Source organism: Gluconobacter roseus NBRC 3990, from assembly GCF_006538885.1.
Lineage (GTDB): Bacteria > Pseudomonadota > Alphaproteobacteria > Acetobacterales > Acetobacteraceae > Gluconobacter > Gluconobacter roseus.
The window spans coordinates 120336-140254 of record NZ_BJLY01000003.1; the positions used below are offsets into that span (position 1 = coordinate 120336).

General features: G+C 60.3%; 13 protein-coding genes. 5 read left to right on the forward strand and 8 right to left on the reverse strand.

What is annotated here, in order from left to right; genetic code table 11:
* Positions 1-11: 11 nt before the first annotated feature.
* Both GRO01_RS08085 and GRO01_RS08090 read right to left on the reverse strand, forming a co-directional pair.
* A complete protein-coding gene (locus GRO01_RS08085) occupies positions 12-983 on the reverse strand; it encodes an SDR family oxidoreductase (protein ID WP_062510787.1) in 972 nt (323 codons plus the stop codon).
* Positions 984-1006: 23 nt separating this feature from the next.
* Positions 1007-1606, reverse strand: coding sequence for a DedA family protein (locus tag GRO01_RS08090; protein WP_174787429.1), 600 nt, complete (start codon positions 1604-1606; stop codon positions 1007-1009).
* A 150-nt stretch (positions 1607-1756) separates the two neighbouring features.
* On the opposite strand from GRO01_RS08090, the gene GRO01_RS08095 reads away from it, so the two are divergent.
* Positions 1757-3667: a S9 family peptidase gene (locus GRO01_RS08095; protein WP_062510789.1), complete on the forward strand. Its 1911-nt coding sequence runs from the start codon at positions 1757-1759 to the stop codon at positions 3665-3667.
* Positions 3668-3684: 17 nt separating this feature from the next.
* Here the strand turns inward: GRO01_RS08095 and GRO01_RS08100 are convergent, their stop codons facing one another.
* The 3 genes from GRO01_RS08100 to GRO01_RS08110 form a co-directional block, all read right to left on the reverse strand.
* The gene (locus GRO01_RS08100; RefSeq protein ID WP_062510791.1) at positions 3685-4818 is read right to left on the reverse strand and encodes an AGE family epimerase/isomerase; all 1134 of its coding nucleotides are present in this window, start codon (positions 4816-4818) and stop codon (positions 3685-3687) included.
* 33 nt (positions 4819-4851) lie between these two features.
* Entirely contained in the window at positions 4852-6312 is a 1461-nt protein-coding gene (gene rfaE1 / locus GRO01_RS08105) for a D-glycero-beta-D-manno-heptose-7-phosphate kinase (protein WP_062510793.1), read from the reverse strand.
* Positions 6313-6669: 357 nt separating this feature from the next.
* Entirely contained in the window at positions 6670-7968 is a 1299-nt protein-coding gene (locus GRO01_RS08110; protein ID WP_371857403.1) for an MATE family efflux transporter, read from the reverse strand.
* A gap of 253 nt (positions 7969-8221) precedes the next feature.
* Between GRO01_RS08110 and flgE the strand changes: the two genes are divergently transcribed.
* The 4 genes from flgE to htpG all read left to right on the forward strand — a co-directional run bounded on the left by flgE (position 8222) and on the right by htpG (position 14089).
* Positions 8222-9532 (forward strand): flagellar hook protein FlgE, encoded by a 1311-nt coding sequence (gene flgE / locus GRO01_RS08115; RefSeq protein WP_231490408.1) that lies wholly within the window; start codon positions 8222-8224, stop codon positions 9530-9532.
* 25 nt (positions 9533-9557) lie between these two features.
* The gene (gene flgK, locus GRO01_RS08120; protein ID WP_062510797.1) at positions 9558-11087 is read left to right on the forward strand and encodes a flagellar hook-associated protein FlgK; all 1530 of its coding nucleotides are present in this window, start codon (positions 9558-9560) and stop codon (positions 11085-11087) included.
* A 2-nt stretch (positions 11088-11089) separates the two neighbouring features.
* On the forward strand, positions 11090-12151 hold the full coding sequence (locus GRO01_RS08125; RefSeq protein ID WP_062510799.1) for a flagellin: 1062 nt from the start codon (positions 11090-11092) through the stop codon (positions 12149-12151).
* 66 nt (positions 12152-12217) lie between these two features.
* Positions 12218-14089, forward strand: a complete 1872-nt coding sequence (htpG, locus tag GRO01_RS08130) for a molecular chaperone HtpG (RefSeq protein ID WP_062510801.1) — start codon at positions 12218-12220, stop codon at positions 14087-14089.
* Between the two features lie 70 nt (positions 14090-14159).
* On the opposite strand, the gene GRO01_RS08135 is transcribed toward htpG, so the two are convergent.
* The 3 genes from GRO01_RS08135 to GRO01_RS08145 form a co-directional block, all read right to left on the reverse strand.
* Positions 14160-15029, reverse strand: coding sequence for a helix-turn-helix domain-containing protein (locus GRO01_RS08135; RefSeq protein ID WP_174787420.1), 870 nt, complete (start codon positions 15027-15029; stop codon positions 14160-14162).
* Positions 15030-15241: 212 nt separating this feature from the next.
* Positions 15242-18652 (reverse strand): YhaN family protein, encoded by a 3411-nt coding sequence (locus GRO01_RS08140; protein ID WP_062510805.1) that lies wholly within the window; start codon positions 18650-18652, stop codon positions 15242-15244.
* Entirely contained in the window at positions 18652-19890 is a 1239-nt protein-coding gene (locus GRO01_RS08145) for a metallophosphoesterase family protein (RefSeq protein WP_062510807.1), read from the reverse strand. The genes GRO01_RS08140 and GRO01_RS08145 overlap by 1 nt, the downstream gene beginning before the upstream one ends.
* Between the last annotated feature and the right edge of the window lie 29 nt (positions 19891-19919).

The window sequence follows — 19919 nt, forward strand, 5'->3', positions numbered from 1 at the left end:
TTTTATTCGTCTCAGAGCAGTCCGTATTTTACGCCCGTCATCTGTTCGGAGACGGTCCACAGACGCTCCGCCAGTTCGGGTACATGCGCCAGAGCGGGCAGCCCGGCGATCCCCGGCACGCCCCGACGTTCTCCCGGACCCTGTGGCCCGTAATAACCGCCGTCACGCGCTTCCGGACTGGCCAGCGCATAGAGCAGCGGCCAGGCGCCTTCTTCGACCGTCTGGCCCATGGCGTGAAAGACCGGCCCGGCTACACGCCGCGCCAGCCCCCGCATGAACCGCGCCGCCTTGTTGGCGGACTGATCGAGACTGCCGTTATTGGCCACGATATCACTCGCAGCCCAGCCCGGATGCGCGGCCCGCGAATGGATGGGCCAGGGCGCCTTGAGCGCCCGCCGGTTCAGTTCCAGCGCAAACAGCAGGTTGCACAGCTTGCTCTGCCGGTAACGGACCATCGGATTATACGAATGCCGTGCATTCAGATCGCCGAACGGGATTTCCCCTTTCAGCGCCGCCAGAGACGCCACTGTCATGACCGTCGCATTCCCCGCCGCCAGCAGCGGGAGAAGTCGCCCTGTCAGTGCAAAATGCCCGAGATGATTGGTCCCGAACTGAAGCTCGAACCCGTCCTTCGTCGTCAGCCTTGTCGCCGGCCCCATGACCCCGGCATTGTTTGCCAGAAGGTGGATCGGCTCGCCCCGGCTGCGCATGGCAGACGCAAAGGCCTCGATCCCGGCCAGAGACGCCAGATCCAGAAGCTCGAAGCGTGCCTTCACGAACGGCACCCGCTCATGCAGCCGCGCCAGAGCCGCCTGCCCCTTGTCATGATTGCGCCCGCTCAGAAGGATCGCGGCGCCCTGCTTCGCCAGCCCGCAGGCGACCTCAAAGCCCAGACCCCCCGTCGAGCCGGTAATGAGCGCCGTCTTCCCGTCCAGACGCTCAAGGGAATCCGTGGACCATGCGGGTGCGGCGGTCTGTGTCATCGGGTCTGTCCTTCCAGTGTGGGTCAGCTCGGTTTCGTCTCTGTGCGGGCCTCGTCGCGTTTCTCATCCGCTTCGGCTTCCTTGAGGGCCTCTTCCGTCAGGCGCTTCTCGTTCTTCTTGAGGAAGATGAGCCCTCCGATCAGACAGCTCACCCCCAGAATGGCCATGACCACACCCACGGGGCCTGAGATCTTCTCGATCTGCTTGCCCAGTTCATAGGTCACGAAGGCATAGCCCCCCGCCCAGCAGATGCCGCCCAGCGCATTGAAGAACAGAAACGAATGCCAGGGCATCCGGTTCGCTCCGGCCAGCAACGCCACGAACACGCGCAGCACCGCGATGAAACGGCCGAGGAACACGACGATCCCACCATGCTTGCGGAACAGATACCGCCCCAGCATCAGCCGCTCTTCCGTCATGCCGACCTTGTGGCCGTGCTTTTTCAGAATGCCGTAACCGAAGTGATGGCCGATCAGATACCCGATATTGTCGCCCATGATGGCGCCAAGCACGGCTGCCAGAGCGATCCAGCGGATTTCCAGATGATGGGTGCTGCCCGCGTAGAGCGAAGCGGCGATAATGACGCTCTCCGCCGGAAGAGGAAGGCCCATGCTCTCGAACATGACGATGATGCCAACGACGCCATAGCCGTAATGCACCAGCATGTGGTCGAGAAAATGACTGAGATGAAACAGTGTCCTGGTCCCGTTCAAGCTGTGGCGGAAGAGAGTGCCGCCGGTTACGATACTACGGCATCGGAGACAGGATGAAAAATGACGACATCGCATTCCCCCACCGTTTTCCCGTCCACATCCGGAAATTGGCCGTCCTGGGTCACGCCCGAACTCGTGGCCGGCCGCACCCTGTCCTTTTCCGAACTGCGCACGGCTGGAAACTGGATCGTCTGGCTCGAAAGCCGCCCGGATGAACAGGGCCGCTCCGTCATCACCGCCCGCGACCCCGAAGGCCAGATCCGCGATCTGATCCCGGCCGGATATTCGGTCGGCACCCGCGTGCACGAATATGGCGGCGGCGCATGGGATGTCCGCCTGAAGAACGGTGCTCCGCAGGCCGTCTTCAGCGACCGCAAACTCGGCGGACTATGGTTCAGCGACGGCGCTACCGCCACGCAATGGGCACAGGCGGGCGAAAACCCCGAACACCGCTACGCCGACCTGACCTTCGACCCTGTTTCCGATGCCGTCTTCTGCGTGCGCGAAAGCCATGGTGAAGGCACGCCCGTCGCAGCCCTCGTCCATGTGCAGGCCGACGGCCGCGAAACCGTGCTGGTTAAAGGCGCAGATTTCTACGCCGCCCCCCGCCCCTCACCCGACGGACGTTTCCTGGCCTGGTTCAGCTGGAACGATCCCGCCATGCCCTGGACCGTCACAAAACTCTCCGTCGCCCCCTTCGATCGCACAATCGGCACACTCGGCCCCGTCAACGATCTGACCGGCCCGGAACAGTGCAGCATCATCGAACCCTGCTGGTCCCCCGACGGCACGCTTTACGCCACGTCCGACGCCTCGGGCCGCTGGACCCCCATCCGCTTTTCCCATGACGACACTGACTGGCACCCGCACAGCCTCGAGGGCGCCAACGCCGAAATCGGCCTGCCGCACTGGGTTTTCGGCCAGCGCACCATGGCCCCGCTGCCCGGAAACAGACTGCTGGCCCTCGGCATCCGCCACGGCCTCAATCATGTCCTGCTAGAAGACAACGGGACTTGGACAGACGTCTCGCTCGGCACTCCCGTCAACGTCCCGCAACCACTCGAAGACGGACGCTTCGCTTGGATCGACGCCCCGTCCGACGCGCCCGCCGCCATCGCCATCGGCCGTCCCGGCGAGCCCTGTGACCGCTTCCGCACCAGCGTCATCCTCCCGCCCGGCGTGACGAAAGCCGACATCGCAACCCCCACCCCCCTGACCTTCCCGACCGCCAACGGCGCCGAAGCCCACGCGCTTTTCTACGCTCCCGCCAGTAGCACCAGCGCGTTGCAGGATGGCGAAAAACCCCCGCTCGTCGTCATGGCCCATGGCGGCCCGACCGGCCGTGCCAACCCGTCCTTCGCTTTCAAGGTGCAGTGGTGGACATCGCGCGGTTTCGCTGTCCTCGATGTCAATTATCGCGGCTCAACCGGCTTCGGTCGCGCCTATCGCGAAGCACTGGACGGACAGTGGGGCGTTGCGGATATTGAAGACTGCCTTGCCGGCGTGTGGGCCGTGCTCGACCGCGGCCTCGCCGATCCCGCCCGCTGCGTCATCCGCGGCAGCAGCGCCGGCGGCCTGACCGTCCTCGGTGCCCTGGCCCAGTCGGACCTCTTCGCTGCCGGAACCTCCCTCTACGGTGTCACGGACCTGCGAGCCCTGGCTGAAGAAACCCATAAGTTCGAAGCCCGCTATCTGGACGGCCTGATCGGCCCCTACCCCGAAGACGAGGCCGTGTATCTGAAACGTTCTCCCATCACGCAGGCCGAGGGCATTACCGTTCCCGTCCTGTTCCTGCATGGCGGCGCAGATAGGGTCGTCCCCCTCTCACAGGCGGAGTCCATGCGCACAAAACTCGAACATTCCGCCCTGCATGTCTATCCGGAGGAAGCCCACGGTTTCCGTGCTCGCGACACCATAGAAGACGCCCTGCAAAGAGAGCTCACCTTCTATCAGCAAGTTTTCAGTCACTGACTTCGACAGGCCGGGAATTACAGGATGAATTCCCGGCCTGCATTGTAGATGTGATAAAGCGAACTGGCCGGCATGTAATCGACCAGAGCCGCGCCACTGGCATCCAGACGGTCAACCCAGCCACCATTCAGACGGTCCGGCGCATATCCGGATAGGACACGCTCTCCAAGCCGGACCGCCTCGTCCAGCGCCCCGTCATGCTGCTTCGCCCGCTGGCATAGCAGGCGGATCAGTTCGGTCTGCGGCCAGAGTCTGGTCGAATGTTCAAACACATCGCCATCCTCGGTCATGGCGTCGAACACCAGACCCGTGGCGCGATCCCGCCCTTTTGCCGCTCCGACCTGATACAGATGTTCTGCCGCGTCCCTGAAACGCCGCGTCCCAGTGGCGTCAGGAGATGCAAGACGGAGATACTCTCCAAGAAGCCAGGACCATTCAAAAAGATGCCCCGGCTCGACGCGATTGCAGCCCGGCTCCGCAGACGGTTTCCAGTCAGCATCGAAAAACTCAAGCAGAAGTCCCGAACGAGGCTCGATCAGGTGCCTGAGCGCCAGCTCCGCCATTTCCCGGGCTTCAGCAAGATAGAACTCGTCCTGTGTCGCCTCGAAAAGAGCCAGATAGGCTTCCAGAAGATGCATGTGCGGGTTCTGGCGACGCAGACTGTCCACAGGGGGCACGGCATCCAGAAAGCCATCATTATGCGCTGCGAAAATGGTCCGGACTTCATCGGCCGTTTCCCGCGCCAGCCGGGCGGGTCCACCTGCATGGATGGACCACGCATAGGCATAGAGCACAAAGGCATGCGCATAGAGGTCACGCCTGCAATCCGCGGGCCTGTCATCAGGACCGATCGAAAAGACCCATCCGGGCGCGCCGTCCCTGCGATGATAAAGCCGCTCCATCGTCTCTAGGCAGGCCTCTGCCTTGGACGTTGCGTCATAAAGCCCGTCAAGCGACGCACGGTAACAGGTCGCAACCTGACGCGCCTGCACCATAAGGCGGAGCGCATCCATGCGGATCGGTGCGCCATCCCAAGCCAGGCGCTCATGGAACAGGTTCCGTCGCGGATCAAAGCCGCTGGTCGTCCACAGGGGAAGCGCCTTCGACGCCAGCCAGTCCCGCCAGTCAGGCGCCGACACGGCAATATTCATGCGACTGTCTTTCTGCACGATGATCTGTTGTTTTCAGGAGTCTGTGGATGCCGGACCGTCAGCCGCTGGCAGCATCTTCCGCACGATGGATGTGGTGGAGCGTCCGGAAACAAGATCCACCAGCACCACCGAGCCGCCATAGGATTTGACAAAATCCCCCCCTACGACCTCGTTTTCCTGATAATCCGCGCCCTTTACGATCACATCCGGCCGCAGGGCCGTGATCGTCTCAAGCGGCGTATCCTCATCAAAAATCACGACAAGATCGACATAACGAAGCGCACCGATAACGGTAGCGCGCGCCTGTTCGTCCTGAAGCGGCCGTGTCGGTCCTTTGAGGCGGGAGACCGAGGCATCGCTGTTGATGGCGACCACAAGCCTGTCACCCTGCTGGGCCGCCGAGCGAAGCAGCGAGATATGCCCCGGATGGATCAGGTCAAAGCACCCATTGGTGAACACGACCCGCGCCCCGTGATGATGCCATTCCTCAACAATGAGTGCAGCACGCTCAACGTCTACGAGAGCGCCGTTTTCGCGCATGTTCGCCAGCAGGACCGCACTGAGTTCCGATCGTGACACCGTCGCCGTTCCCAGTTTGGAAACGACGATGGACGCGGCATTCGTGGCGATGACGATGGCGGTTTCGAGATCCTGCCCGGCGGAAAGCACGCTGGCGATCGTCGCAACTACGGTATCGCCCGCTCCGGACACGTCATAGACTTCCGACCTGCGGGCCTGCGAATGAACGATTTCGCCATTCGTCCGAAACAGCGTCATGCCTTCTTCCGAACGGGTGACGAGCACATCACCACCGAACTGCCGGGCAATGCAGTGGGCTGCCTCCGTGATCTCGCTGTCAGTCCGGGCCGGAAGGTTCGTTGCAGCCGCAAGTTCACCGCGATTGGGCGTCACGAGAGTGGCACCCCGATAAACCGAGAAATCGCGACGTTTCGGATCGACGATGATGGGCACATCCCGCGCGTTCGCCGCATCAATGGCAAACCGGATAACCTCGTCTCCCAGCACGCCTTTCGCATAGTCGGAACACACCACCACATCCGCCGAGGCCGTGGCTTCGGCAATTTTTTCCATAAGGCGTCTGCGGGTGTCTTCCGAAGGCTCCCTGACATGCTCCTCGTCGATCCGGACAATCTGCTGCCGTCCACTCAGAACACGGGTCTTCGTGATCGTGGTCCATTCAGCGTCTTCAACCAGGCCAGAGACGTCGATGTTCGGCTGTAACCGCAGGGCATCCTTCAGCATCTCACCGGAAGCATCCGTCCCGATCAACCCGATCAGAACCACATTGCATCCCAGCGCCGCGGCATTCATGGCAACATTCGCAGCGCCTCCCGGAACGGCCGTATGTTTCGCACGGAGCAATACGGGAACCGGTGCTTCCGGCGAAATACGGTCGACAGAACCATGCACATAACAGTCAAGAACCACGTCTCCGATGATGACGACGCGACCAAAATCAAAGTCCTGAATCATGACTGTCTTCCATGGGACAAGGAAATAAGAAGCGGAGCGCGGGAAAGGGAAGGTTTCCTTGCGTGAAAGAAGCCCCCTGCCATCCGTGCCGTTTCAGCAGATATCACGCCATCAGCACCGTGTGGAGTTGCAATATCCATGGCGGATCCGTCATCCTGACCCTCAGAAACCCAAACTGATTGTCGTGCAGTGAAAAACAGATCAGGACTCATTCAATTTCATTATTTTCGGTCCTGTAAGAAAATGTCCTGAAATCTTTCATCAGATCATCATGTATTCTGGCCCGACCATGTGGCTCTCTGGTTTTGAAGTCCGGAATGGCAATATGATCTTTTCAGCTCAGAGAGCCAGACGCCTTCAGGCCTTCATGATCCCCGGCTCCAGCTTCCGGATCACCCGGAACGCCGTCACCACCGCCAGACTGCCGAACAGCACCACGCCCAGTGACTGCCCGACGAGGATCCCGACCGGCCCGTAAGCCGACCCGAACCACACGAACGGAATGGTCCCCAGTGTGGCCCGGCCCCAGTTGAAGCCGGTGGAATAGAACGGGTGCCCCAGATTGTTGAACGCCGTATTGGCCACGAACAGCAGTCCGACGAACATGTAACTCAGCACCAGCCAGCAACAGAACAGCCGCACGATATCCACGCCCACACCCTGAAGCTCGAAAAGCTGGATAATATAGCTGTGTGCCACCGCCAGAATCAGCCAGGTCGCACCCACACACAGCGCCGTCAGCTTGAGCGCTGCCAGAAGCGCTTCCTGCACGCGATGGATCTGCCGCGCGCCCAGATTCTGCGCCATGATCGGCCCTACCGAGCCCGTGAGCGCGAAGACCAGCGAAAACGCCACCGGCACGATCCGGTCGATCGTCGCCTGCCCCGAAACGGCATTGAGCCCGAATCGCGCCATCGCATGCGTTACGAACAACGCGCCCGTCGGCGTCGCCAGATTGGTTGCAATCGCCGGCACCGCAATTCCGCCAATCAGCCGCGTGGATGGCCCGAACGCCGACCGCTCCGGCCATTCCAGCATCGCGTGACCCCGAAGGTTCAGAAATCCGCTCGCCGTAATGGCCAGCCGCGCCAGAACCGTGCTGATCGCCGCTCCTTCAAGCCCCAGATGCAGCCCGAAAATCATGACCGGATCCAGACACGCTGAAACAACAGCTCCCGTCAGCGTCACTCGCATCGAGCGCTTGGCATCCCCGACTGCCCGCAGAAGCGATGAAAGTGCCATCCCCATACAAACCAACGGCAACGCCGGCGAGACGATATGCAGGAATGTGGCTGCATGCTGCTGCGCCTCGCCATGCGCGCCCAATAGCCCGAGCAGAGGGGTTGCAAACGTCGCCGTCAGCAGCCCCAGAACGGCTGCAATCGCCACCATGACCACCAGAAATGCCGAGGCCATCCGCCGCGCCTCGGCATGCTGCCGCGCCCCGATCAGACGTCCCGTGCAGGCCCCGAGCCCGATCGTCATGCCAATGGAAACCGAAACCTGCACATAACTGACCGCCGTCGCAAAGGCGATCGCCGCTGTCAGCGTCTTGTCATGCAGATGGGAAATATAGCCGTAATTGAGCAGATCGACGGCAAAGACCGCCATCAGCCCGATCGCCCCCGTCCCGGCCATGGTCACGACATGGCGCATGATGCTGCCATGCACGAATCTGGCGGGTCTGACCGGAGAATCGTCAGGAATACTGGGCTTTTTAGGGTCGTCGTCTGGCTGGGGCATGCTCACACATATTGCCTGTTCACAACCCGGAGAACCAGAGGCCGAAAGCGTTTTTCACGGCTGTATTTCAGGGAATCCTGAAGCCGAATCCGGCTTTCATGCAGGCTGGACCGCTCTTTTTCGCCTCGTAAGGACTTCCTTAACATCCGCTGTGGAATCCTCGCCGATGATGCTCGGGCATACGACCCGCAGCCTGTTCCATGTCCGGGAGTATGCCATGTCCTCGATCATCAATGCGGTTCATACCGCCGTCAGCGGCCTGAATTCGCAGTCCCACGCCTTCACTGACCTGTCCAACAACATCGCTAACAGCCAGACCACCGGCTACAAGGCGAGCACCACCAGTTTCGAGGACTACGTCACCAACAACGAACTTGCCAATGACGGCGAGGCCCTGAGTGACAGCGTTGTGGCCACAACCCGGCAGCACAACGACAATCAGGGCATGGTTACAAGCTCGACCAACAGCACAGCTCTCGCCATTTCCGGTAACGGCTTTTTCAATGTCGTGCAGGCCACCGGCCAGAGCAATGACAGCACCCCCGTTCTGGGGTCGCAGCAGTATTACACCCGTAACGGTGACTTCTCGCAGGACAAGAACGGCTATCTGGTCAACACGTCCGGCTATTACCTGGAGGGATACAACGTCAATTCCTCCACGGGCAGCCTGAGCACCGATCTCAGTCCTATCAAGGTCCCCTCCACCATCGCATTCCAGCCGACCGAAAGCACCAAGCTGACCATGACCGGTCAGGTCGGCAGCAGCGCAACATCCAGCGGCGGAAGTGCCACCACTTCGGCCACAGCTTATGACAGCAAGGGCAATGCTCAGACAGTGTCGCTGAACTGGACGCAGGTCGACGCCACGACCTGGACTGTCAGCAATGCCAATAATGCGGACAATACCGCGACCGTGAAATTCGATGCCTCCACCGGTGCTATTGCGTCCGTCAATGGGCAAAGCCAGGCTTCGGGTTCGGCTGCCAGCTTCGAATATCAGGGCTCTCCGCAGAACATGACTGTCAGTCTGGGCACGATTGGCAATACGAATGGCGTCAGTATCGCTACGGATGGTTCCACGCCTTCTGGCGTTACAACGGTCTCCGACAGCGTCACCAGTGGCAATTTCTCCGGAATTTCCATGCAGACGGACGGTTCGGTCATGGCAACCTTCGACAATGGCTATTCCCAGCTTGTCGCCAAAATTCCGCTGACCACTTTCGCTGATCCGAACAGCCTTTCACCCCAGAACGGACAGGCCTATACCGCCACCTCACAGTCCGGCAGCCCGCAGATCAACGCCGTCAACACCAACGGTGCCGGCACCCTGACCACGGGGTCCATCGAGGAATCCACCACTGACCTGACCGGCGATCTCAGCAAGCTGATCGTGGCGCAGCAGGCCTATGGCGCGAACACGAAGGTCGTCTCCACGGCCGACCAGCTTCTTCAGACCACGCTGGCAATGATCCAGTAAGCCGGACTGAAAGGATATCTGCCCCATGGGACTGAACAGCGCACTCTCGATCGCAACATCCGGCCTGAACGCCGTTCAGAACGCCATGGCCGTTGCGTCCAACAACGTCTCCAACGCGGGAACAAGCGGTTACATCAAGGAAACCGCCAATGTTCAGTCGAGCGTGGCCGGCAATGTAGGATCCGGTGTCCGCACCGCCGCTACGACACTGGCTACGAACGAGCAGGTCCAGAAAGCGCTCTACGCCCAGAATGCAGACGTGGCGGCTTACACCGCCACGAGCAATTCCCTATCCAACATCACGGCTCTTCAGGGCTCGACCACGGCAACATCCGGCAGCAGTGGCACACTCTCCGATCAGCTGGGGAACCTTCAGTCTGCCCTGACCTCGCTGACCTCCACACCTGATAGCGCCTCGGCCCAGAGCACTGTCGTTTCCGCTGCTTCCAGCTTCGCCCAGTCCGTCAACACCCTGTCCTCAGCCTACCAGACCCAGCGTCAGACCGCGCAGAACGCCGTGGTCTCCTCGGTTTCGGACATCAACACTGATCTCACCACGATCGGTGCCCTGTCCACCAAGATCATGAACCTCAAAAGCACAGGGCAGGATACAGCGGCACTGGAAAACCAGCGGTACACGGCCCTGTCGTCCCTGTCCTCGGAACTGTCCGTCTCCTGGTCAGAGTCCGCAAACGGCGACATGACCATCAGCACGGCTGATGGCGTCACGCTCCCAACACGCGACACCAGCAGCGCCAGTCCTGCCACCGTATCCTCCACATGGCCACTTTCCACGTCCTCGGCCCAGATCTCGGTCAGCACGACCTATCCCGGCACGTCTTCCAGCAATACAATTCCAGCGATCACGCTGAACGGTCAGGACGTCACCACCCATCTGACCGGTGGAACGCTGGGTGCCAACATCACCCTGCGGGACACGACGCTTCCCACCATGCAGGCACAGCTGGACTCCCTGACCTCAACCGTTGCCACCCGTCTGCACGATCAGGGCATGCCCCTTTTCACGTCCGGCGCAGACGGCACCGTTCCAGGCACATCGCAGACCGATCTTACACCGACCGGGAGCGTTGGCTTCTCTCAGGAAATGAGCGTTTCCAGCGTCTATTCCGATGATCCGTCCAAACTGCTCGACAGCAGTTCGTCGGGCACGCAGACCATCCAGAATGTCCTGAGCTACGCTTTCGGAACGACGTCCGATGCCGCCGGAACTACCCAGACGGCTGCACCAAGCACCGGCCTCGGCATGACAGGAAACCTGTCGACAGGATACACCGGCAATCAGGGGATCATCTCCCTTGCAACATCCCTGACCGCAAAACAGGCCGCCACCGCAAGTGATGCCAGCAGCGGCCTTGCCCTGTCCCAGACGACACAGACCAGCCTGACGTCCAACCTTACCGGAACGTCTACGGTCTCCGTGGATACGGAAATGGCCAATATCGTCACCCTGCAGAACGCCTATGCGGCCAACGCCAAAGTCGTTTCGACTGTCCAGACAATGTTCAGCGCCCTGCTGAACGCAATCGGATCCTGATCATGACCGGAACCATCTCCAGCTTCGGATTTGGAGGCATCTCCAGCCAGCTTCTCCTTGGTGTCCAGAACCTTTCACAGAACCAGAGCGCCCTTCAGCTCCAGGCCTCGACCGGCGTACTGTCCGACAGCTATGCCGGTCTTGGGTCATCCCGGACACAGGCCCTCGCACTTCAGCCTGCGATCACGCAGATTTCGGCCTGGACGGGTAACGTCACGAACGCCCAGAATACCCTGACCACCACGCAGACCGCCCTGTCGCAGATTTCGAGCATCGCCAGCGACCTGACGAGTTCGCTGTCCACGCTCGGAAGCACGATGTCCTATTCGAGTATCACGACGGCCGCTACGGCTGCACAATCCGCCCTGACTTCCCTTGGCAATCTGCTGAATACAAAACAGGGCGACAGCTACGTCTTCGCAGGGCAACAGGGCACAACAGCACCCGTCAGCACGGATCTGGGCACTTCCAGTCTGGCCACCGAGATCAAACAGGCCGTCAGCCAGCTCGGTTCAAGCAGCGCTGCCGATGTCCTCAGCACAACACAGGATCTGGCCAACAATACTACGGCTGGGCAGCCCTTTTCCGCTTCGGTCTCCACCTCCCCCGATCAGGCCTATCAGCAGAAAACGCAGGTGATTGTCGGACAGTCCGAGACGGTGTCGGTCGGTATGGTCGCCACACAGGGCGCTACTTCTACCTCCACAAGCTCGCCCATCCGCGATCTGATGCGTAACCTCATGGTTGTCGCATCCCTAGGCTCGTCTTCCACCAGCAGCACTGACTATTCCAGTCTGATTTCCGGGCTTCAGAGCTCCATGGACGAGGTCACAAGCGGCTTGGGAGACATGAGCGGCCTTCTCGGCGTCCAGCAGAACAGCCTGACCAGTCAGAGCTCCATGCTAAGCCAGATGTCTTCTGCTTTGACCACCCAGCTCGGGCAGGTGAAAGACGCTGATCTCGCGCAGGTTTCCACGCAGGTCACGGACACCAACAACCAGCTTCAGGCGTCCTATTCGCTTATCGCTGACATGAAGAGCATGACTCTGGCCTCATACCTCTGATCGCAGTTGAAAAACTGTTTGTGACATCGCATATCCAGATCACTTTCCTTGAGGGAGACTGATGATATGAGCGAAACAAACACCCAGAAGACCGCCGAAAAGCATGAGTTCAGTGCCGAAGTCGGACGTCTTCTGGATCTCGTGGTCCATGCCCTTTATTCTGACCGTGAGATCTTTCTGCGCGAGCTTGTTGCCAACGCAGCTGATGCCACGGACAAGCGCCGTTTCGAAGCTCTGACCGACAGCGCTCTGGCTCTGCCGGAAAATGCGTCCATCCGCATCAATCCGGACAAGAGCCAGAAAGAGCTGACCATCTCCGATGACGGCGTGGGCATGACCCATGATGAACTGGCCCAGAACCTCGGCACGATTGCCCGTTCCGGCACCCGCGCCTTCGGCGAGAAGCTGAATGCCGCCAAGCCGGAAGACCGCCCGAGCCTGATTGGCCAGTTCGGTGTCGGCTTCTATGCGGCTTTCATGGTGGCGGACCGCGTAGACGTCACCTCCCGCAAGGCCGGTTCCGATGAAGCCTGGACCTGGTCTTCGGATGGCAAGGGCGCCTTCACGCTGAGCCCCGCCTCCCGCTCCACGCCCGGCACTGACATCGTCCTGCATATGAAGGACGATGCCGACGATTTCCTCGACAGCTGGCGTCTGCGCTCGATCATCCGTAAATGGGCGGACCATATCTCCTGGCCCATCACCCTGCGTGAAACCAAGGAAGATGGCACCACGGAAGATCAGGCTGCCAACGAAGGGACGGCCCTGTGGAGCAAGCCGAAATCCGAGATCACGCCGGAACAGTATGCGGAGTTCTACCGGCACATCTCGCATGCTTTCGATGAGCCCTATGCGACGCTGCACTGGCGCGCGGAAGGTGTGACCGAATTCACGGCCCTGCTGTTCCTGCCCAGCGCTCGTCCGTTCGACTTCATGGAGCAGTCCCGCGAAAGCCGGATCCATCTGCATGTCCGCCGGATGTTTATCACCGACGAAGCCGAACTCGTCCCGAACTGGATGCGCTTCGTGCAGGGCGTGGTCGACACCGAAGACCTGCCGCTTAATGTCTCGCGCGAAATGCTTCAGGCCACCCCGGTTCTGGCCCGCATCCGCAAGGCTGTGACCAAGCGCGTCATGACCGAGATCAGCAAGCGCGCGAAGGAAGCTGACAGCGGTTTCAACACCTTCTGGGAAAACTTCGGTGCCGTCATCAAGGAAGGCCTGTGGGAAGACGCCGAACACCGCACGGAAATCGCCGGTTTCGCCCGCTTCCACTCCACCTACAGTGACGACCTGATCACGCTGGACGATTACATCTCCCGCATGAAGGACGGTCAGGACGCCATCTATTACCTGACGGGTGACAGCCTCGATGCCCTGAAGTCCTCGGCCCAGCTCGAAGGCTTCCGCGCACGTGGCGTTGAAGTCCTGCTGCTGTCCGACCCGGTTGACGGTTTCTGGCCGGAGCGTCTGTCCTCTTATCAGGACAAGCCCCTGCGTTCCGTCACCCACTCCCACGGTGATCTGGAAAAGTTTGAGTCTGTAGAAGCAGACACGACAGAAGCCGCCGATGTCGAAAAGCTCGTTCCGGCCCTTAAGGACGTGCTTGGCGATCAGGTCAAGGACGTCCGCAGCACCGTCCGTCTGACGGGCAGCGCCGTGGTCATTACATCCGATGGCGGTCCGGACCTGACCATGCAGCGCCTGATGCGTCGCTCCGGTCAGGCCATGCCAGCCATGCCGCCGATCCTCGAGATCAACCCGAAGCATCCGCTCATCAAGGCTCTGGCCGAGCGTGTGACGAAGGGCGAAGGGATCAAGGACTATGCCAGCGTCCTTCTGGATCTGGCGCGGGTGCAGGAAGGCGAGCCTCTTCCCGATCCGACTGGCTTTGGTCGTTCGCTGGCGACACTGTTGGCTGGGCCGGCTGCGGAGTAAGCGGAACTCCAACAGAAAGGCGAGGGAAATATCCCCCGCCTTTCTTAATAAGTATCAGCGTAGGAGCGCGTCAGCCGCGAGCTGCGCTGCTCAGCCGCACACTCCCCCGCGACGAACGCTGCCGAACTTCACGCGGAGATGCACCGAATTTCTGCCGGAACCGCCGTGAAAAATGAGCGGCGTTGCGGAAGCCATGGTTTAGCGCAATCTGTGCAATCGGCAGTGCATCATGAACCGGGTTCGTCAGATCCGCATGAATCCGTTCCAGACGACGGTTGAGCATCCAGCCCGCAACGGCCCCTTCCTCTCCATCGAAAAGCTGATAAAGCGCCCGCGTCGAAATTCCAGATGCTTCTGCAATGCTCTGAGGGGTCAGATCGTGTTCATGCAGACGCGTCTCGATATAATGCCGAATATGCTTTTGCCGATGCCGTCGGCGTCCCGCCACACTGACTTCCAGATCAAGACAATCCAGAACCGTCGTAATCAGCAGATCTGTCACATGCTGAAGAAGGCGCTGGCGTGTCTGGGGGATTGCGCCTTCCAGAAAACCAGCTTCCAGCATGGCGGCAACGGAAAGCAGGAAGGCGCCGGGACCTTTTTCAGAACTGAAAGTCAGCGGAGGCAGTCCTGACAGCATGGGCAGGTGCCGCAGCAGTGCAGACCGCGTCACGCTGAGCAGAAAGACATCTGCTGTAGGTTCGACGGCCGGTGGCGCTGTCAGAGCAGCGAACTGACGCTGATCCAGATATAGCGTGCCGCGTGATTGCCGGGAGAGTACGAGCACGGCCCGTCCCTGCTGCAGAATGCCCACGATCGCCGATGACAGGGTCGTGCTGAGACGGGCAACCACAGGGTCCATACCGCGTGGTGGCACCGCAAGGGTGGCCAGCGGCACAATACGCTGTGCATTCAGATCATCGCGGGGACTTTCAGTCACGACCATGCTCTGTCAGGAAAAGTGTTAATGTCGTTAAACACCATTTTAAGTAGTAAAACCGACTGAAACAACGATAGATGAATGGCTATAGGAAAAATCTATTCAAAGGGAAATAGCCACACTGTATTTCATACTGTGTCGTCACTGAGTGCCATTTGATTGCACAGATAATATTGGGAGTCTTAAAAGTAAAAAATTTTTTATAAATAGAATTATAGTTCAGTAAGACAGGCAATTTCTTTCGATTGATTTAACATATACCCATGGTGGGTAAAAAACAGAACCTGCGTTTTCTCTGAAATCTCAGCCAGAATCTTTAGACCAGCCGCCGTTCGTTCTTCGTCGAACGTCACGAATAGATCATCGGCCAGAAAAGGCAGACGGATTCCACGATCCAGTGCCTGTTCCACCGATGCCAGACGCAGGGCCAGATAAAGCTGATCGCGCGTGCCCTCACTCATGGCATGCACCGGCACGAGCGCCGTGTTTCCCGGTCGACTCCCCGCCAGCACAAGCCCGTCCGATCCTTCGTCTTCGGTCGCCAGGCCTGCATAACGTCCCAGCGTCAGGCGCGAAAACAGATCTCCGGCCCGTGACAGCAGCGGCCCATGCGCCTTCTGCCGCCCCTGCTCCACCAGACGTGACAGCATCAGCTGCTGGAGCCTGAGCGAGACATAACGGCTGGCCCGCTCGGCAATTTCCGCTTCCGTCTCTTGGATTTCCTCGGCCGTTTCGTGCACCCCCCGTGCAGTTTCCAGCTCGGCCAGAGCCGCCCGCGCCTTGAACAGGCGCTCGTCCACTTCCGACCTGCGGGCATTCAGCTCGGCAGTCTCCGCTTCGATGGCCTCGAATTCCTGCTCAAGCTGCGCCGGATCCGTCCCGCGCGCTTCTTCGAGCAACGCCTCGAGTGGTCTGCCATTTCCCGCCTGCCGGATCTGCTCCCGCAGTTCATCCCGCTTCTCACAAAGCCCGGCCCTGTGCCGTGCCTGCGACAGCGCGACATGGAGATCCTCATCCGGCCCAATTCCCAGCATGGACCGCACCGGCATCAGTTCTGCCTGAAGAGCCGCTATCTGCACATCTGCCTGAGCAATTTCAGCCTCGACGGCATTTCGCTGCTGCACAACAGCCTGTCGCTCGCGTTCGCGCTCGAGTTCCCGCGTCAGGAAAGCCTCAAGCTCCGTCGCATCGCGCTGTCCATAGCGCTGAAGGAAAACCCCAAGCGCATTGCGAAAAGCTGCAATATCGCGCGCTTCGGAATCCTGTTCCTTCCGCTCGTTTTCAAGCCGCTCCTGGATCGTGCGCGCTTCCCGCACATCCTGCAGATCAACCCGCTCTGCCCGGCCCGGATAACGGCACCCGCGACATGCAACCGTCCAGTCTTCTTCCCACTGTGCCTGACTGCGTTCCAGTTCGGACAGCATCGCCCGGTCCCGCGTCAGGGCCTTTTCCAGCCGGACACGCTCCGCCTGCTGCGCCGCATGATGCTGCGCCTCGGCCTCATCACGTTCCAGAAGGGATGCGGCCTGCCGGATCTGAACAGCCAGCCGGTCTGACGTGCAGCCCTTTATAAAGACGTCCAGGCGCCGGCTCATCTCATCCCGGCTGGCCTTTGCCGATTCAAGCTGCATCCGCGCAGCCTGCAATGCGTCCTCGGCTGCCAGTGCCGCCTGACGTCGCGCAATCCAGACCTGAAGCTGCGCAGGGGGCAACACCGGAGCCCCCAGCGTCTCCAGCAGCGCCGCCCACGCAATCCTGCGCCGCTCCAGTTCCGCCTCCGCCTGCACAGCCCTGCGCCGGGCTTCGTCAGCCCTCAGCACAAGATCCTCACCCTGACGCACCAGTGCCGCCAGTTGTGCAGACTGCTCGGCATGGGCATGACGCCGGTCCGCCAGACTGTCCGCATTCTGGATCAGAACGCCAAACGCCTCCCGCATCGCAGGAGCCGGACAGGTGCCGGATTGGAAATGGCCTTCCATGCCCTGCCACAGACGGTCGCGTTCCTGACGCGCTGCCAGAAGCTGTTCACGGGAAACGGCCTGTCCATCTTCTTCCAGCCGCCGACGCTGCTGCGCCAGTTGCGCCGCAGCCGTTTGCGCCGCCTGCTCCTCGTCCAGCGCGCCGCGCCGCTGCTCTTCAAGTTCTGCCCACAGCCGGATTTCTTCTTCAAGGCCTGCGAGGTCGGGTAATGCAAGAGCCGTCAGCTCACCACGGCGATCCCCGCACTTCGCCGACCATGGCAACAGCGCCCCATAAGCCGTAGCTGTCAGGTCCTCCTGCCGCGCAACATCCTGCGCAAGACCGTCGATGCGCTCATCAACCGGTCCAAGACTTCTCGCCTCATCCAGTTCCAGTCTGAACAGACGCAACCGTTCCGCACCGGAATGCTCTTCCGTCCCCGAACCGACCACGGGATGAAGGCCATCAAGAGCCTGCTCCGTCTCCCGAAGCCGCGCCCGAAGATCCTGCTCCTGCGTCTGCAGCAGAACACGGGCCTGAAGCCGCTGATCCAGATCATCCAGCGCGACCAGCGCGGGCAGATCACCCGGTTCACATTCATGCCGCGCCCAGAACTGTTCCAGCCAGATCCCGTCCCGCGTCATGCGCGCCTGACGTTCTCCAACCGCTGCTTCCAGACGTTCAATAAGAACACCTTTCGCCAGAAGTGAACGGATATTTTCATGATCCACAAGGATTGGATGTGGCTCACCGAGCGATTTAACTTGTTCTGATGTTGCACCAATCTTTTGCCGTGCGATCGATGCAGCATGTTCATCCCGGCGCAGCGTCTCAAGGATTTTTTCAATCCGGCCGCAGTCCTGAATGCTCAATTCCCGCGCAGGAAGATGCGTAATTTCCGTTTCTATATCGGTAAGTTTCCGGAACGGAACAGATGTCATTTTCCGTCGTGAATTATTTCTGCGGCGCACGCCAAGGTCCTGAATTGCGCGCTCACAGAGAGTTTTTTCTGTTTCTGATTGAGAAAGTTCCTTATTCGAAATTGATAACTGTTTTGCTGTTGTCGTGTCGTTGCGGAGGGTCTTTTGCAGCTCCGTAAGTTTTGTGCGCGCCTGCTGCAAACCTGATTTGGAAGAGCGATATTTCCATTCCGAATTAACATCGTCCTGAAGGGAAGATGCCAGCTTTCCGACCCCTTCAAGTCCCAGACCGGCCGCAAGGATCTGAAGCCCCGCATCGTCTTTCAGACGACGCATTTCCTCGCCGCCTTCGCGCAACCGCGCATGATCCAGTGCCCAGGCCGCTTCGAAGCCCTTCGCATCCAGCCCGCCCAGCCAGGTCCGCAGCGGCAGATCGTCCAGAGCGGTCTTATCGTCCGCCGCATATAATGTCTGGTTTCGCCCACGCCGGCGAATACCCTCGAAAACCGTCCCGTCCTGTTCCAGACACGCTCCAACCCGCAGCAATGAGGCGGCCGTCATCCAGTCTCCTGAAATATGGTGCGGAAATCCGAACAGAAAATCCCGGATGGCGCTAAGCGTCGTCGATTTTCCGGCCTCGTTGGGACCGTAAATGACATGCAGATCCCGTGCGCCTTTGGGAAAGGTCAGCGTGGCATCCTGAAAGCCGCCATAGCGGAAAAGATCGAGACGATCGAAACGCATTATTCCGTGTCCCCCACCAGCCGAGCCCGCAAGGCTGCCCGCGCCTGTTCAAGCGGAAACTGCCCGCCCGCCATCAGACTGTCCCGCTCCACACAGGACGGCAACGCAGAGAAAAACCCTTCAAATGCCTCGGGCAGGGACGCCAGAAAATCTTCATCCTGCATCAGTCCCTCAAGCGCCAGATCCAGCTCCCGCGTCTCCGCCACACCCGTCCGATGCACCGGCGCGGTCGTCTCGTTCCGGATTTTTTCCAGTGCAATCTGCGCGGTCCCGTGCGCCAGCGAAACCGCGATACTCCGCAGATCTTCTTTCCAGGCATGGGAGGCACATAACCGGTCATGCAATACGCTCTGGCCGGTCAGCACAATCCGCGCAATAACCGTCCGTCCCTGCGCTTCGGCAAGCGCCTGTTCCATCTCACGCCGCGCGGCGGCAAGAACCGCTTCCATCGTCTGCATGTCACTGACACCCAGTTCAAGCTGGCTCCAGCGCACCACATCACAATCGACAAACGTCACCGACCGGACAGACCCGTCCTCAACATCTATAAGTGCGCAGCCACACGCCCCGGTCTCCCGCGCATGCCGTCCCTGAAGCACGCCCGGAAACACGACCCAGGGATGCTCGCAGACAATTTCACGCGCATGGACATGCCCCAGCGCCCAGTAATCATATCCCTTGGCCGAGAGCGTCTCGACGGAGCAGGGCGCATAGGTTTCGTGCTCCCCGTATCCCGAGAGTGACGTATGCAGCACGCCAATATTGAAACACCCCGCCACCGGCGCCGGATAATTCCGCGTCATGTCCTGCGTGACATGCCGGTCCCGGAAACTCTGCCCATGCAGCGCCACGCCCAGTTCCGGCCAGTGCAGGGTCTGCGGTGCGTCATAAGAGAAATGATGGATTCCGTCCGGCAGCGGCAGCTCGCGCGCAATGACCGACTGGGCATCATGATTGCCCGAAAGCGTCACCACCCGGATGCCCGCCTGAACCAGCCGGCTCAGCGCCCGGACCATGTAAAGCCCGGTCCCGACATCCTGCCAGGTCCCGTCATACAGGTCCCCGGCCAGCACGACGAAATCGACTTTTTCGGTGAGTGCCGTTTCGACAAGCCGGTCCAGCGCGCGCCGCGTGGACCCGCGGATTTCCGCCTCGGGAAGTCCCTCGTAACGGCTCAGCCCTCTCAGGGGGCTGTCGAGGTGAATGTCAGCAGCGTGGAGGAAGCGGAATGAAGACATGCGGGAAGTTTACGCCCTCCCGGATGTCT

Bases quoted from the DNA above. Each gene is read 5' to 3' on its own strand.
- GRO01_RS08090 (WP_174787429.1), bottom strand. From the start codon at position 1,606: ATGTTCGAGAGCATGGGCCTTCCTCTTCCGGCGGAGAGCGTCATTATC.
- flgK (WP_062510797.1), top strand. From the start codon at position 9,558: ATGGGACTGAACAGCGCACTCTCGATCGCAACATCCGGCCTGAACGCC.
- GRO01_RS08095 (WP_062510789.1), top strand. From the start codon at position 1,757: ATGACGACATCGCATTCCCCCACCGTTTTCCCGTCCACATCCGGAAAT.
- GRO01_RS08125 (WP_062510799.1), top strand. From the start codon at position 11,090: ATGACCGGAACCATCTCCAGCTTCGGATTTGGAGGCATCTCCAGCCAG.
- GRO01_RS08085 (WP_062510787.1), bottom strand. From the start codon at position 983: ATGACACAGACCGCCGCACCCGCATGGTCCACGGATTCCCTTGAGCGT.
- GRO01_RS08145 (WP_062510807.1), bottom strand. From the start codon at position 19,890: ATGTCTTCATTCCGCTTCCTCCACGCTGCTGACATTCACCTCGACAGC.
- GRO01_RS08140 (WP_062510805.1), bottom strand. From the start codon at position 18,652: ATGCGTTTCGATCGTCTCGATCTTTTCCGCTATGGCGGCTTTCAGGAT.
- GRO01_RS08110 (WP_371857403.1), bottom strand. From the start codon at position 7,968: ATGCGCCATGTCGTGACCATGGCCGGGACGGGGGCGATCGGGCTGATG.
- flgE (WP_231490408.1), top strand. From the start codon at position 8,222: ATGATGCTCGGGCATACGACCCGCAGCCTGTTCCATGTCCGGGAGTAT.
- htpG (WP_062510801.1), top strand. From the start codon at position 12,218: ATGAGCGAAACAAACACCCAGAAGACCGCCGAAAAGCATGAGTTCAGT.
- rfaE1 (WP_062510793.1), bottom strand. From the start codon at position 6,312: ATGATTCAGGACTTTGATTTTGGTCGCGTCGTCATCATCGGAGACGTG.
- GRO01_RS08100 (WP_062510791.1), bottom strand. From the start codon at position 4,818: ATGAATATTGCCGTGTCGGCGCCTGACTGGCGGGACTGGCTGGCGTCG.